We start from the raw sequence: 14715 nt of genomic DNA on the forward strand, positions 1-14715 counted from the left end.
CGGACCTCCCACCGATAAGGTTGAATTGATGAGACGTCGCGCCTTCACGCTGATCGAGCTGCTGGTGGTGATCGCGATCATCGCCGTCCTGATCGCTCTCTTGCTGCCGGCGGTGCAGTCGGCGCGGGAGGCGGCGCGGCGGATTTCGTGCACGAACAACCTGAAGCAGATCGGCCTGGCGTTCCATGGGTATCACGACGCGCACGGCCGGCTGCCGATGGGGTACGTCTTCGCGCCGGGGTACGTGCGGGGCGGGTTCGGCTGGGGGGCGATGATCCTGCCGGGGGTCGAGCAGCGGACCCTGTTCGACTCGGCCAACTTCGGCCTGCCGCTCTGGAATGCGGTCAACGCCACGACGTCGACGACGCCGATCGGCTTCTTCCTCTGCCCGTCCGACGAGACGTCGCCGGGGCGGTTCCTGGAGCGGGACGGTTTTCGATATGCGAAATCGAGCTATGTGGCGTCGTTCGGCCCCGGGAACATGGACCTCGACCCGACCGATCGCCGCGGCCTGTTCCAGCGCAACGGCGGCGTCCGGTTCGCCGAGGTGCCTGACGGCCTCTCGACGACCCTCGCCGGCTCCGAGCGGCACAACGGGACGTTCGCGGTCGAGATCGGCTCGCACGACCACTTCGACGCCGAGACCGTGTGGATCGGCGCGGTGAAGGAGGATCCGGACGACGACCACGCCCACACGACACTCTTCCAGTCGAGCCACGCCCCCAACGCCCGCGACATGAACGACCAGGACGCCGCCTGCCGCCACCCCGGCGGGATCAACGCGCTGCTGGCCGACGGATCGGTCCGGTTCCTCAAGTCGTCGATCGACCTGGGCGTCTACCAGGCCCTCTCCAGCCGCGCGGGGGGCGAGGTCGTCGGGGCCGACGCCTACTGAGCGGGTCGCCGCCGTCCGCCCGCATCGCCGGTCCCACGCCCATCCATCTCGTCGCAGATCTTTATGGGATCGCGTCGGCGCGACCTTCGCGGTCGCCCTGCGCAGGTCCATGCTCGTCGCGCGTTCGACCTCCCCCGCGCCACGCGTTTCCTCGGCCGCGAGGCGGGGATCACATCGGTCTGCATATAACCGAAAATTCATGAAATATTCTTCAATAAGCGTGCGGTCCGACTATAGGATGGGCTGAAGGACGATTTCGCCGTCCGGCGAGGCGCTCCGACCGCCTGAAGGTCGAGGCTTTCCAGCCCGTCGGCCACCCCCCCGCCCGTGCTCATCGCCGCTTACGACGTCACAACCACAAGGACCGGAGCCGACGGGCGACGATCGATCGGGATCGCGCTTCTCCGCCCGGGATTCGGAGTTCTCAGTCTCATGAATGCCGCATCGCGTCGCGATCGAGGATTCACGCTGATCGAGCTGCTGGTGGTCATCGCGATCATCGCGGTCCTGATCGCCCTGCTGTTGCCCGCCGTGCAGTCGGCCCGCGAGGCGGCCCGTCGCGCCCAGTGCACCAACAACCTCAAGCAGATCGCCCTGGCGGCGAACAACTACGAGAGCACCAACGGCTGCTTCCCCGGCGGATCGTACTCGGGCGCCGACCCGAACGTCCCGCCCCGTTGGTCGACCTACCCCGAGAATTTCAGCTGCTTCGTGCGCATGCTCCCCTATTTCGAGCAGGGCGCCATGTACGCCTCGCTGAACCTCAACCTCTGCTCCTCGGACGTCGCCAACCTGACGATCGCCGGCGTGCGGGTCAGCTCGCTGATCTGCCCGAGCGACACCCAGAACGAGACGATCCCGCTCCCCGCCACGCGGGCCTCGACGCCCCCCACCTCGCCCGGCTGGAGCTTCAACTACATCGACACGGCGGGCTCCCCGAGCGCGGTCTACCCGCTCCCCCCGGGGACCTGGATGCAGGCCTTCACGAGCTACGGAGGCAACGCGGGGACGTGGACCTTCGGCTTCACCAAGCTGATGGACTCCTCGATCCTCGGCTACTACAACGGCGTCATCTACAACGACAGCAGCGTCCGGATCGCGGGGATCACCGACGGGACGAGCAACACGTTCCTCTTCGGCGAGCACAGCAAGAACCAGCTCTTCAAGATCGACCCCGGCTACGCGATCTCCGACGGAGCCTGGAACTCGGCCCGCTGGTACGACACCCTCTTCGCCGCCCTCTACCCGATCAACTTCGGCTTCGGCAACAACCAGGCGATCAAGAGCACCTCGTACTACTACCCCACGACCGCCGGCAGCATGCACCCGGGCGGGGCCAACTTCGCCTTCTGCGACGGCTCGGTCCGGTTCATCAAGAGCAGCGTCAGCAGCTGGAGCTTCAGCCAGCAGAACGCCACGAGCTACGGCGATTCGCTGCCCGACAACACGACCTACGGCACGTCCCCCAAGGGGACCAACGGCAGCGCCAAGGCGGGCAACTACCTGACCCACGTGGGTTCGACCGGCACGCCCGCCCAGCTGGGCGTCTATCAGCAGCTGGCCACCCGGGCCGGCGGCGAGGTCGTCAGCGCCGACGGGTATTGATCCACGGGCTCGAGCGTCCCTCCCCCGCGTGAATCTCGGCGGGACCGCGCCCCGGCGCGGTCCCGCCGCCGCTTTCGTCCCGGCCTTCGAGGGGCGACGAGGAAGAGATCCGACATGACAAGGTTCATCGCCGGCTGCCTGGTCTGCCTGGGCCTCGCCGCGACCCCGGGCTGCGGATCCGGGGCCCCGTCGACGGACGATCCGGGCACGCCCGCCCCGCACAAGGGGAGCGTGATCCCGCTCCCCGGCGGCGGCTTTTTGGAAGTCGTCAAGACGGAGGCCGCCTCGCCGCGGGCGCCCGTCGAGAAGGAAGGGGCCTTCTACTTCCTCAAGGACATGGAGACTCCGATGTCGCCCGCCCCGAAGGCCGCGACCCTGGCCGTCGGCAAGAAGAAGATCGAGCTGCAAGTCGACGGCGAAGCCCTCGTCACGCCGCCCGGCCCGCCGATCTTCCCCAAGGGGGGCCTCGACGGCGTCCTCGCCGTCGAGATCGACAACCAGCCCCGGAACATCCCCCTGGGGATCCGCTGACCCTCCGGATCGCCTCCGCCGGAGAATTCGGGGCCGTCCTCAAGAATCGACCCGAAGGTGCGAACCCACGAGCGGAGGACGACCCGACGATGATTTCCCCGAATGCGAGCGACGCCCGAATGGACCTGGCCCTGCCGCGGATCCTGGCCGCGTTCCTGTTCCTGCTGGCCGCCGTCATGGGCCTGCCCGCTGCGGCCGTGGTGTTGACGGGCCTGGTCAAGGGCGACTGGAGCGTCATCCTGGTCATGACGATAGTCATGCCGTTCGTCTGGATGTCCGCATGGCTCGGGAGGATACTCTGGTCCGGCCGCCCCATCCCGGACTGGTTCGTCGCCGCGACCGCCTTCGTGGTGAGCCTGGCCCCGTTCGGCATCCTGCTGGCGAGCGGCCACGCGGGCTTCGCCGGGCTCCTGCTCGTCGTGGCCAGCCCCATGCTGCTGGGCATCTGGTCGTCCTGGCGGGGCCGTCGTCACGACGCCGCGTCCAAGCCGAAGCCCCTCGACGACTTCGCGTGAGCCGGCCCGTCGCCTAGCGAAGGGCCGTCGGCGCGACGTCGAGCGCGGGGTTGGCGTCGAAGAAGCCGTCGGGCTTGAGGGCGAAGCCCACCGAGGCCGACGGCATCACCGGCCAGTCCTCGACGCGCGGGATGTGCGTCTGGCCGAAGTTGTACCAGAGCACGACGTCGGCCTTCGCCAGGCCGCGGTCGGCCTTCGTCCAGGCGCCGAGGCCCGCGTCCTCCGGGTTCTGGTTCGGGTACTCGCCCGCCGGGTAGCGTTCGTCGGCGCGGTAGGGCGTCACCCACAGGTTGTGGGTCAGGAACTGGGCGCGCTTGAGCACGGCGAACGACGGCCGCGCGAACGGCCGCAGGGTCTCGCCGGGGCAGAGCCGGTAGCCGACCGGGCCGCCCAGCGCGTTCGTCTTCGATGCGTTCACGACCCGCCAGAATCGGGCCGACGCCGGGTCGGCGTCGCGCCGCGCCGCCGACTCCGTCTCCAGCGCCGTCGTCTCGGCGTAGAAGGCGTTGCCGTGCGGGTTCTCGGGGCCCTCGGGGTCGCTCCGGACGTTCACCTCCTGCGCGGCGTTGGCCTCGCCGTCGACGTCCAGGTCGAGCCGGGCGTTGAAGAAATGTTGATGATTGGGCGCGTTCAGGCGAGGGGCGACCTCGGTGCCGTGCTTCGGCGTCTCGCCAGGCTTCAGCGCCTGGGTGTTGACGATCCCGGTGAGCTTCATCTCCATCTGGATCGAGCCGTCCTGGTGGAAGTACCAGTAGAAGCCGTAGTCGTAGTTGCCGACGTTGGCGATCATCGACACCGCCAGCCGCCGCGCCCGGCGGACCTCCGACTGCGCCGTGCGCCAGTCGGTGTGCTTCCAGAGCAGGCCGACGTCCTCCTCGTGCAGGCAGACGGCGTTCTTGATGACGACGGGCCGGCCGTGGTTGTCGGCGAAGCAGCCGTCGAAGTAGCGGATGGTCCCCAGGCAGTCGCAGCCCAGGGCCAGCGAGTTGGCCAGGATCCCGACGCCGTACTCGCCCAGGTCGAACACGTTCTTGCGATAGGCCGACTCCTTGGGGTCGCCGTACGGCACCACCATCTCGGCGATCGACCCGCGGTAGAGCACCGGCCGTCCGTCGTACGCGACGGTGTGGAGCACCAGCCCCTCGCGCGGGGTGAAGCCGACCCGGAAGGTCCACTTCTGCCAGCGGACTTCCCGCCCGCGGACCTCGAAGCTCGGCCCGTCGGCCTGGACGACCTCCAGCGGCTTCAGGTCGGCGCGGACCTTCGCCACGTCCGCCCGGCCCCAGTTGCCCGGCCCGGCGGGCACCGGCACGACGCCCAGGTCCTCGACCCGCACGACCTCCTTGCGGTTGAGGTCGATGATCGTCATCAGGCCCTCGACCGGGTGCGCATAGCCGTTGTCGGTCGCCGACGCCTTGACCCACGTCAGCGCGCGGACGTACCGACGCCCCCGATCCTCGGGCGGCTCGCCGCCGTAATGGCCGGCCGACCAGGCGTCGACCATGACCAGGCTCATGTCCTCGATCCCGCGCTTTTTGAGGGCCTCGCGGAACGCCGGCGACTTCTTGGCCGTCTCCTCGCACTCGCCGAACTCTTCGAGCAGGACCGGCGGCTGGACGCCCTCCGGCAGCGCCTCGTACCTCGGCACCGACCGCGCCGAGAGGTCGACCAGCGCCTCGTAGCCCCGCCCCGTCGCCCTGTCGAGCAGGACCACCCGCGCCTCGCGCGGGACCGCCGCGCCGGGCGTCGGGTGCAGCACCTTCGCCTTCTCGGGCTCGTTCAGCGCAACCGAGACGAACCGGACGCCCTCCGGCAGTTTTCGCGCCTCGCGGATCGTCGCGACGGCCAGCTCGATCTCCTCGGGCCCGAGCGGATCCAGCGGATGCCGCACCGCGACCTCGGCCTGCGCCACGGGCGCCTGCGCCCCGGTCCTCGCCGCCGGCCCCAGCAGCGCCAGCGCGATCAGCGTCGCGACCACGATCCTCGATCCCGGCATGGCCGTCCTCCTCGACTGTCCGCGCGTCGTCGTCCCAGGTCAGGACGAAGATACCGACCCGACGCCGTCGCGGCTTGACCGGGGCCGACAGGATTTGGGACAGGAGCGGCGTGGCCGGGATCAGTAGTTCTCGATCCTCTCGGGTTCGACGCCCAGGCGGGCCGCGATCTTGGCGAGGACCTTCTTCTGGGGCCGGCCCAGCACGTTCCGCTCGAGCCCCGCGATGGTCTCCGCGGGGATGGGGGCGAAGTCGCGCCGCCGCAGCCCCTTCTGGATGCGGAGCCGGCGGAGCGACGCGCCGAAGCTCCGCGCGCCCTCGCGGCGGGCCTTGTTGAGCCTGCGGCGGAAGTCGGGGTCGGCCTCGAACAGGACGACGTCTGCGGCGAACTCGCACCCGCCGAATGCGACGGCGTCGCCCTCGTCGGCGAACCCCAGCACGCCGAAGTCGGGCTCGACGCCGTCCTCGCCGGCCTTGAAGGACGAGAGCGGGAGCATCAGCGTCTTCCGGTCGCCCCGCACGAACGTCACCGTCCCGGCCTCCGGATCGACCGCGCCGCCGATGAAGCGGTCCCCGGCGTCGTCGGCCGCCAGGGCCGTCGCCAACCCCTCGGCGGGCAGCCATCGATACTCGTCGCCGAATCCGTCCATCGTCCTGGAGTCCTCCCGGTTGGAACCGCTCGCGCCTTCGACGTCATTGCGTATGGTAACCCGCCCCCGACGATGATGCGCGGCCATGCCCGCCGGGCTCATCCCGCCGCGACGGGGGTCTTCATGGGGATCCCCTGCACCGGCGTGGTGGTCGGCGCGGGTAATTCGGGCTGGGCCTCGACGCGGAGCGCGCCGAGGCCCAGGTCGAGGACGCCGCCGACGCGGCGTTCGAGGTCGGCGAGGTCGCGTTCGACGGCGGCGAGGGATTCGGAGTGGGCGCGGACGGCGGTGCAGGCCTCGGCGGCGTCGCGGCAGAGCGCGTCGAGGAGCGGGGCGTGGGCCAGGCGGTCGACCACGGCCTTCATGTCCTGGTCGAGGCCCCGATTCAGCCGGTGCAGCAGCAGGCCGCCGACGGCCGCCCCCCACAAGAGGCACCAGAAGGCGGCCTGGAAGACGAAATCCAGGCCCAGCAGCGGTCGGTCCCGGATCATGTGGTCGTAGAAGAAATTCTTGGCCATGTGCAGGACGAGCCAGGCGGGGAGGACGCAGAAGAGCGCCTCGAACGCCAGGTGCACGGCCCGGCCGGCGCGGCGGGCGACGCGCTTCTCGACGACCTCGTTGATCTCGGCGTCGAGCCGGCGGTAGACCTCGACGGCCACCGTCGCGAGCTGCTCGGCCGAGAAGTCGCCGCCGTCGTCGCCGGGCGCGGGCCGGACCTGGGCGTCGTTCAGGTAGCCTTGCAGGATCGTCCGCGCGTGGGCGAGGTCGCCCTCGGTCAGGCCCAGGTCGGCCTCGGCCGTCAGCGCGGCGGCGGCGCGGCTCTCGCGCCACTTCTCGCCCACGAGCGAGACGGTCGTCCAGCCGCCGGCGAGGATCGCCTGCGTGGGCGTCCGGGCGCGGAGCAGGATCAGCGAGCGGACCAGGCTGCCGGCCGCCGACCACAGGCCGATGAGGGACGCGAGCGGCCCCGCGCCCCAGGATTGGTTCAGCTGCCGGAGCACGCGCGAGCGCCAGAGCCGGCGGTTGGCGTCGATCCGCTCGGACATCTTGGCGGCGATCTTGGCGGCCATCCGGGACCGCTCCTGGTCCATCGCCGACTCCAGTTTCGCCACCGATTCCAGGCCGGCGTCGATCGGCCCGCGGATCGCGGCGAGCAGCCAGCCGTAGAGGCCGAGCAGGTTCGCGCGGCGGATCCGGTGGCGGGCGCGGCTGGCCAGCTCGTGCTCCAGCAGGTCGCGGAACTTCGCGAACTCGGCGTCGACGGGCTCGCCGAGGTCCTGCTTCGCCTGGGCCTCGGCGGCGTCCAGGCGGTAGATCTCCGGCACCCGCAGGCCGAGCGTGTCCAGGTAGCGGCGGAGGTCCGGGCGGTTGTCGTGGTCGATGCTGGCGTGGGTCTGGACGAACAGGATCTGCCGCCCCGGCGCGTTGCGGCGCACCTCCTGGCCGACGACGTGCGACTTGTACTTCTGCGAGGTCACCGTGTGGACCATCACGTCGCAGTGCGGCAGCACCGAGCGCAGGATGTCCAGGTGCCGGCTCCCCCCCTCGCCGTCCTCCGGATCCTGCGTGTCCGGGTCGGGGCAGTCGATCATGATCATCTGTTCGAGCAGGGGGACGTTCAGGCGGTGGATCTCCAGCTCGTCGTCGCCCAGGCCCAGGAAGGCCGGGTCGACGTCGGGGTGGCAGGCGACCACGGCGCGGCGGGTCATCGGCCGGAACTCCTTGCCCGCGCGGCTGACCCGGCGGCCCAGGAGCGCGTTGAACAGGGTGCTCTTGCCCGTCCCCGAGCCCCCGAGGAAGCCGACGACGAGGGCGCGGTCGAGGTCGATCTCGGGCACGCGCAGGCGGGCGTCGAGCCGCTCCACCAGCCCCTTGGCCTCGTCGAACGGCGGCCACGCCGGCGCGGTCTTCGCCCAGGCAAGCAGCCGGTCGTGCAGGCGGTCGAAGCCGGCGAGCAGGTGCTCGCGCTCCCAGTCGGCCTTGGTGAATCGCTCGGCCATGCGGGTCTCCTCGGGGGCGGGGCGGTTCGGATCTATCGGGCGACCTCGATCTCGTACCAGAGGGTCTTCGAGCCGGGGCCGATCGAGATTCGGCAGCCGTCGCCGGCCGCCTCGACTTTCAGCGGGGCGTCGCCGCGGCGTCGGCCCCGCTCGTCGAGCGGCCAGGCCGAGACCTTGGCGGCGGGGGCGGGGAGCGTGACGTCGGCGGGGATCCCCTCGACGAGCGAGGGGCCGTCGCCCCAGTCGCGGCCGAGGGTCGTGCGGGCGGCGTCACGCCACTTCATGCCGACGTTGCCGGCGTCGCCGGTCGCGGTCAGCAGGATCCGGCCGGGGGAGCGGAAGTCCGGCCCGTCGATCGCCGTCAGGGTGATCGCGGCCCAGTCCTGGCGGTTGGACTTGGCGTCGATGGTCACCTCGCCCAGGCGGGCCGGGCCGGCCTTCGTCGAGCCGATCAGGGCCTTGGAGCGGCGGGCGTCGATCGTGACCCGCCCCGTCTTCGCGTCGGGGCCGGGCGTCCAGGCGAACGCGCCGGGCTCGTCGAGGTCGGGCGATCGGGCGGGCGCGGCGTCGTCGAGCGCGACCCCGACGTAGTGCGTCAGGGCCTGCTGCGTCGTCAGCCCGAACGCCTCGCCGCCGAGGCCCCACGCGCCCCGGAGCCGACCGGCCTCGATCCAGTCGGCGGGCTTGGGCCGAGCGATGGCCGTCTTCGCGGCGCGGGGGACGTCGCCGCGGAGGAAGATCGCGGCGGCGGCCGGCAGGGTCGCCATCTTGGCCGGGTGCTGGTCGATGTCGAAGAAGCTGGTGATCTTGCCGGGCCCCCAGTCGTCGCCGCCGCGGTGGCTGTAGGCGAAGAGGAAGATCGCGTCCCAGTCCTGCCGGGCCGCGTAGGCGGCCAGCAGCAGCGCCCCCTCGGCGCCGTAGGTGTTGGGCGCGGCGTGGTTGTACTCGGTGCAGAGGAACGGCTTGCCCACGACCCGCGAGAGGCCCAGGCGCGGCAGCGTGCCGCCGTCGGGCCGGCCGGCCATGGGGATGTTCTCGATGGTCCAGTCGTTCTCGTCCCAGGGCCGGCGGGGGAAGTGGGGGTGCTGCCAGTAAGAGTGCGAGTCGATCGCGTCGAGCCTGGCCTGCACCGGGGCCGGGCTCCAGCCCATCTGCGTGCCGATGACGACGCACTTCACGCCCAGGCCTTCCTTCACGAACCTGGACATCCCCGACCAGTACTCGTCCTCCAGCTCCCAGAGGAAGCGGATCCAGTCGGCCTGGGCCTCGGGCGTGCGGACGCCGAACTCGCGGTGGCGGAACCAGGGGATCTTGCCGAGCGCCTCGCCGTGGCGCAGGCCCATGACGCCGCCGGGGGCGAGCGAGACGTCGTCGACCTCCAGCGCGACCTTCTTGTCGCCGACGCCCGAGAACGTGACCCGCCCGTTCTCGTCCGCCTCGGCCGCGCGGAAGACCAGCTCCACGTCCTTCCACTCGGTCGTCAGCTCTTGCTGGACGTTCCAGAGCGGCTTCCACGGGGCGTGGGCCTGCATCGCGTTGAGGGCGAGCCGCACCGGCTCACTCGCGCGGGCGCGGAAGCGGAGCGTGTAGGGCGTGTCGGCCTTGAGGTGGAGCCCCGGCTGGTTGAACTGGATGTGCCACGACTGCTCCGCCGGCTCCTCGACGGTCAGCGTCAGCCGGCCGCCGGCGACCTCGTGCCGCGCCTTGCCGCTGTGCTGCTCGAAGGCCCAGCCCTCGTCGCCGCGGCCGAACGAGCCGTTCTTCAGCATCTCGCGGCCCCGCGGGACTTCTCGGACGGACCAGGCCTTGCGCATGGCGGCGTCGGTCTTGTACTTGCTCGTCAGGAAGGCGTTCCAGCGCCGCTGCAGGTCGGACGAGTACGGGTCGGTCATGGCTTCGAGGCCGTCGCCGGACCACTCGTTGAACAGGGCGTTCTCGTTGTTGATCTCGACGATCGCGACGGCGGGCTCGTCGGCGTAGGCGGCCTTCGTGTACGGGTTGACGTGCCTCAGCAGCGCGACGGCGTAGTCCTTCTGGTCGCGGATCATCGCCGCGTCGAAGTTGTCGACGCCCTTGAAGTAGCCCGGCGCCCCGGGCCAATCGGGGCGGTCGGGGTACTTGCGGCCGACGTGCAGGTTCAGGTTCGCGTAGATCCCGCGCTCCTTGAGCCGGGCGATCAGGTAGTCGAGGCGATCGAGCCGCTCGGGGTCGAGGGTCTTGCGGTCGGCCTTCACCAGGCCGTCGGGCGCGACCGACGTGTCCATGTGGTGGAAGCGGACGCAGTTGATCCCGAACCTGGCCATGCGGGCGGCGACCTTCTCGGCCGCCTCGTGGGTCGGGAAGTCGGCGCCGAAGCAGAGGTTGACGCCCAGGAAGCGGATGCGGTCGCGACCCGCGTAGAAATGGCCCCCCTCGACGCGGATCGTACCGGCCTTGCCGGCGGGGCGCGGCAGCAGGCCGGAGACGTCGACGACCCCGGGCGAGGCGTCGTCCCAGGGGAGGACGAACGGGAAGAGGCCGTCGCCGGCCTTCATCGGCGGCGGGGGCGGGGCGGACTCCTGGGCGCGGGGGGCGGTCGCCGCCCCGAACGCCAGCACCAGCGCGGCGACGGCCGCGGCCGTCCGTGACATCGCTCGACTCATGATCGGACCTCGGTTGCGCTTCCTGGCGACCGACCGTCGGCCCGGGGCGCGGGCGTCGCGCGGGGCGGGCGTCGGTCTGGGCGGGGTGCGCATCGACCCGCCCCGAGTCGACCCGAATCCGCGGGCGGAATCAACCCCCGCGCGCCGTGGCGAGGGCGGCCGGCTCGTCGAAGGCGGCCAGCTCGCGGGAGAGCTCGGCGGCGAGCTTGTAGGCGGCCTGGAAGTCGGGGCCGGCGCCGAGGTCGGCGAGGCGTTCGATGCGGTCGAGGTGGCGGCCGACGACGCAGTCGTCGATGACCCGGGCGAGCAGCGCGGCGCGCTCGCGGTAGAAGGCGGCGAAGAGGTCGCCGATCAGGGCCCGCGCGGGGCCGCTCATCCGCGCGAAGGCCCCCTCGCCGCCGGCGGTCAGGGCGGAGCCGGCGGCGACGTCGAAGAAGACCTGGCCGATCGAGTGCGCCCCGACGTTGAACAGCGGGCCCGCCGCGATGTCGGCCGCGCCGAACATGCCGATCGTCAGGGCCGGCCGGGCGATGGCCGTGGCCACCAGGCCCCACTCGATCGCGCGCATCGTCCTGGGGTGCTGGCCCTCGAACGACTCCAGCCGGCCGGCGATGACCCGGCGGTACGACTCGGTGGCCAGGGGCGCGGCGTCGAGGCGGCGCTGCAGCTCGTCGAAGGCCCGCCGCCGCTGGTCGCCGGCGATCAGGGGCTGCAGCTCCCGCCGCAGCGCCGGGGCGCCGACGCGGTGGACCTGCTCCAGGTCGTTGTAGATGGTCTCGAGCGCCCGGTTGAGCTGGGTCTTCTCCTCGGCGAGGAACCGGGCCTCGTCCTCGGCCGGCTCGACGGCCCCGGGGAGCCACTTCGCCACCGTGCGGCCGAGCGCGCCGTAGGCGCCGTGGACCTTGCGGTCGAACCACGTTCGCCGGGGCTCCAGCCAGCGCCAGATCTCGTCGCCCACGATGTGGCCGGGGGGGCGCGGCAGGTCGATCTTGACCTGCACCTTCTGGTGGATCACGGCGCGGGCCTGGCGGTTTTCGTCGGCCTTCCGCTCCAGGTCGCGGAGGTAGGCCGGGATCCCCTCGTCGGGGTCGAGCGCCTGGCGGAGCGCGCCGCGGAGCGAGCGGATCTTGATGTCGGCGAACTGCAGCTCGGCGAGGTCGGCCCGGGGGTCGGTGGCGCGGGGCGAGAGGGGATGGAACGTCAGCCGGTTGTCGCGGGCGGCGACGCGGTCGCGGGGGACGGCGTAGGCGTGCAGCGGGCTGGCGCCGGTCCCCTTGCGGAAGGTGTCGAGCCAGCCCCGGCAGTGGTCGCGGTCCTCGGGCCACTCGACCATGTTGACGACCGCCAGCACGGCCTTGTCGGCCTCGGCGGCGATCCGGAAGAAGCGGCGGATCTTCTCGTCGTTGTACTTCTGCTGGGTCAAGAGCGCGACGACCACGTCGGCGGCGTGGGTGATCGCCTCGGCGAGCTTCCAGTTGTTGGGCAGGGCGGCGTCGACGTCGGGCGTGTCGAGCAGCACGAGGTTGGCCGGCTGCCCGCCCGACGGATCCTCGCGGTAGACGAGGCCGTCGGCGACGCCCTCGGCGACGGCGTCGTCCTCGGACGTCCAGGGCTGGAGCGTGAAGCCGGGGAAGACCCGGGCCAGGTCGTGGCGGTCGGCGAACCCCCGGGGGAGCATGGCGACGGGGTGCTTGGTCTCGGCCGCGTTGTGGTGGACCCGGCTGGCGGGGAAGCCGACCAGGTGGTTGAACAGGGTGCTCTTGCCCATGTTCGCCCCGCCGGCCACCGCCACGATCAGGTAGGGGGCGTCGGACGCCTGGGGCACCAGCTTCTGATAGAGGTTCGCATGCCAGGCGTCGTCCGCGGACGGCGGCACGCCCGCGGCCTCGGCCTCCGACTCCAATCGCGACAGCGCCGCGGCCAGGTCGACGACCCGACGCGACCAGGTCGAGTATTCCATCAAGGTCGAATGCTCCCCCGCCCTCGGCGGCGTCCCGGTCCTCTCCGATCGGCGGTCCTCGCGAGCGTTCCATTATAAAGGAGTCGACGACTCAGGACATCGGCCGGCCCGCATCACCTTCGCTCGACCTGGATCCCCGCCCTTCCCAGGACTGCGCAGATGGGCTCTCAGGTCCTTCGGGATCAATCGCGTCGACGGTAGATATCGACTGGCGTGATTGCGCTGTTCTTGCGTGATTTGCTGCAAGGTCCTTCCGTTTCGCCACGGCGGTGGTATTCTGGGGCGATCCGCGACTTTTAAGCTAGGGGTTATCGCGGGTTTACGCGGGCTTGGCATGACTCTAGCGAATGGGCGGTCCGGTACATCTAGCTCAAGGATCGCAACACGACGTTTGAGATCATGGTCGCAGGTCGGCCAGCCCGATCCTTGTCCGACAGCTCAGGAGCAGCATCCGATGAAGACCAAGAAGCATGCGTTCACGCCGGCGCTCGACGGACGCCTCGAAGACCGCCTCGTCCTGAACGGCGCCCATGCGTCCGGGATCGTGGTGACCCTCCCCGGCGGCGAGCAGACGTACGTGCCCCCGGCGGCGATCTTGACGACCCGCACCTACAACAGCGTCCTGGTGAACATCCATAAGGCGACCCAGCAGTTCAGCCGGACGCCGGGCGCGCAGGCGAACTACGACCGCCTCGGCGCGCAAATCGGCGCCCAGCTCGGCCGCCTGCCCTCCGCCCGCCAGGACGGCCTGATCGACTACGTCAACAGCTCGCTGCAGTTCTACGGGACGAACGAGAGCAAGCAGCTCTACTCCGACGTCCGCTCGACGGTCGTCAGCTACCTGAGCTTCAAGGTGCTCAACGGCGAGGCCGCCATCCGCAAGTCGCCGGGCCATTACTTCTCCGACGCCGACATCTACGGCCCCAACGGCGCGATCTTCAACCAGAGCCAGCTGGGCTGAGTCGATCCCACCGGATCCGGAACCCTCACGAGACCGGCGCGAGCCCGATTCGCGTCGGTCTTTTCGTTGCGCGACGCGTCCGGTCGCCTCTCGCAAGTTTGTTCCGAATTCATTCGTACATTCCTTCGCTGTGACATAAAATTTATTTAATTGTAATGTTTTCGATCTGGGTCCGTTTTCCTCTACGTCGTTTCGCTCGATTCACATTGGGGGGTCTGGCGGAATTGTGCGACATGGGTGTTGGACCGGGCGTGCGACGCCTCGCCGCCGGGCACCCGAAGCCGACTTGTTGGACAACTCAGGAGTTGCTTTCGATGAAGACGAAGAAGCACGCTTTCGTCCCGGCGCTCGACGGCCGTCTGGAAGACCGCATGGTGCTGAACGGCGCCCACCACGCGGGCGGGATCGTGGTGAACCTGCCCGGCGGCGACCGCACCTATGTGCCCCCCGAGGCGATCCTCACGACGAAGACCTACAACAACGTTTTGGTGAACATCAACAAGGCGACGCAGCAGTTCGGCCGGACTCGGGGCGTGCAGGCGAACTACGACCGCCTCAACGGCCAGCTCGCCCAGCAGCTCGGCCGTCTGCCGTACGCCCGCCAGGACGGCCTGGTGAGCTACATCCAGGATTCGACGCAGTTCTACAGCCCGGCGGAATCCCGCCAGCTCTACTCCGACATCCGCTCGACGCTGGTGAGCTACCTGAGCTCCAAGGTGCTCAACGGCGAGGCGGCCATCCACAAGTCGTCGGGCCACTACTTCTCCGACGCCGACATCTACGGCCGCAACGCCGCGATCTTCAACCAGCGCCTCCTCGGCTGAGCGGCCCGCCGTGCGCGAAGTCGCGGACGAAACCGGGGCGGGCCGCCTGGCCCGCCCCGGTTCACCTCGCGCGCCGACCGGCCGGGCCGCCCGTCACGGGGCCGGCGTCGCGAACAGCGAGGCCGGCAAGGTCGCCTC

At 70.5% G+C, this 14715-nt stretch carries 11 protein-coding genes; 6 read left to right on the forward strand and 5 right to left on the reverse strand.

Annotated features, from left to right (window positions below; translation table 11 throughout):
* The first annotated feature begins 28 nt into the window (after window positions 1-28).
* The 4 genes from PZE19_RS13840 to PZE19_RS13855 all read left to right on the forward strand — a co-directional run bounded on the left by PZE19_RS13840 (window position 29) and on the right by PZE19_RS13855 (window position 3546).
* On the forward strand, window positions 29-895 hold the full coding sequence (locus tag PZE19_RS13840) for a DUF1559 family PulG-like putative transporter (protein ID WP_277861214.1): 867 nt from the start codon (window positions 29-31) through the stop codon (window positions 893-895).
* 432 nt (window positions 896-1327) lie between these two features.
* On the forward strand, window positions 1328-2500 hold the full coding sequence (locus tag PZE19_RS13845; RefSeq protein WP_277861215.1) for a DUF1559 domain-containing protein: 1173 nt from the start codon (window positions 1328-1330) through the stop codon (window positions 2498-2500).
* A 114-nt stretch (window positions 2501-2614) separates the two neighbouring features.
* A complete protein-coding gene (locus PZE19_RS13850; RefSeq protein WP_277861216.1) occupies window positions 2615-3031 on the forward strand; it encodes a hypothetical protein in 417 nt (138 codons plus the stop codon).
* 89 nt (window positions 3032-3120) lie between these two features.
* The gene (locus tag PZE19_RS13855) at window positions 3121-3546 is read left to right on the forward strand and encodes a hypothetical protein (protein ID WP_277861217.1); all 426 of its coding nucleotides are present in this window, start codon (window positions 3121-3123) and stop codon (window positions 3544-3546) included.
* Between the two features lie 13 nt (window positions 3547-3559).
* On the opposite strand, the gene PZE19_RS13860 is transcribed toward PZE19_RS13855, so the two are convergent.
* From PZE19_RS13860 to PZE19_RS13880, 5 genes are all read right to left on the reverse strand, one after another.
* Window positions 3560-5542: a primary-amine oxidase gene (locus PZE19_RS13860; protein ID WP_277861218.1), complete on the reverse strand. Its 1983-nt coding sequence runs from the start codon at window positions 5540-5542 to the stop codon at window positions 3560-3562.
* Window positions 5543-5662: 120 nt separating this feature from the next.
* Complete coding sequence (locus PZE19_RS13865) at window positions 5663-6190, reverse strand: helix-turn-helix domain-containing protein (protein WP_277861219.1); 528 nt, start codon at window positions 6188-6190, stop codon at window positions 5663-5665.
* A 98-nt stretch (window positions 6191-6288) separates the two neighbouring features.
* Entirely contained in the window at window positions 6289-8190 is a 1902-nt protein-coding gene (locus PZE19_RS13870; protein WP_277861220.1) for a GTPase family protein, read from the reverse strand.
* 32 nt (window positions 8191-8222) lie between these two features.
* On the reverse strand, window positions 8223-10832 hold the full coding sequence (locus PZE19_RS13875) for a carbohydrate binding domain-containing protein (protein WP_277861221.1): 2610 nt from the start codon (window positions 10830-10832) through the stop codon (window positions 8223-8225).
* Window positions 10833-10962: 130 nt separating this feature from the next.
* Window positions 10963-12792: a GTPase gene (locus PZE19_RS13880; protein ID WP_277861222.1), complete on the reverse strand. Its 1830-nt coding sequence runs from the start codon at window positions 12790-12792 to the stop codon at window positions 10963-10965.
* Between the two features lie 454 nt (window positions 12793-13246).
* On the opposite strand from PZE19_RS13880, the gene PZE19_RS13885 reads away from it, so the two are divergent.
* Complete coding sequence (locus PZE19_RS13885; protein ID WP_277861223.1) at window positions 13247-13753, forward strand: hypothetical protein; 507 nt, start codon at window positions 13247-13249, stop codon at window positions 13751-13753.
* A gap of 314 nt (window positions 13754-14067) precedes the next feature.
* Window positions 14068-14577, forward strand: coding sequence for a hypothetical protein (locus tag PZE19_RS13890; protein ID WP_277861224.1), 510 nt, complete (start codon window positions 14068-14070; stop codon window positions 14575-14577).
* Window positions 14578-14715: the final 138 nt, after the last annotated feature.

It is taken from the genome of Paludisphaera mucosa, assembly GCF_029589435.1.
GTDB lineage: Bacteria > Planctomycetota > Planctomycetia > Isosphaerales > Isosphaeraceae > Paludisphaera > Paludisphaera mucosa.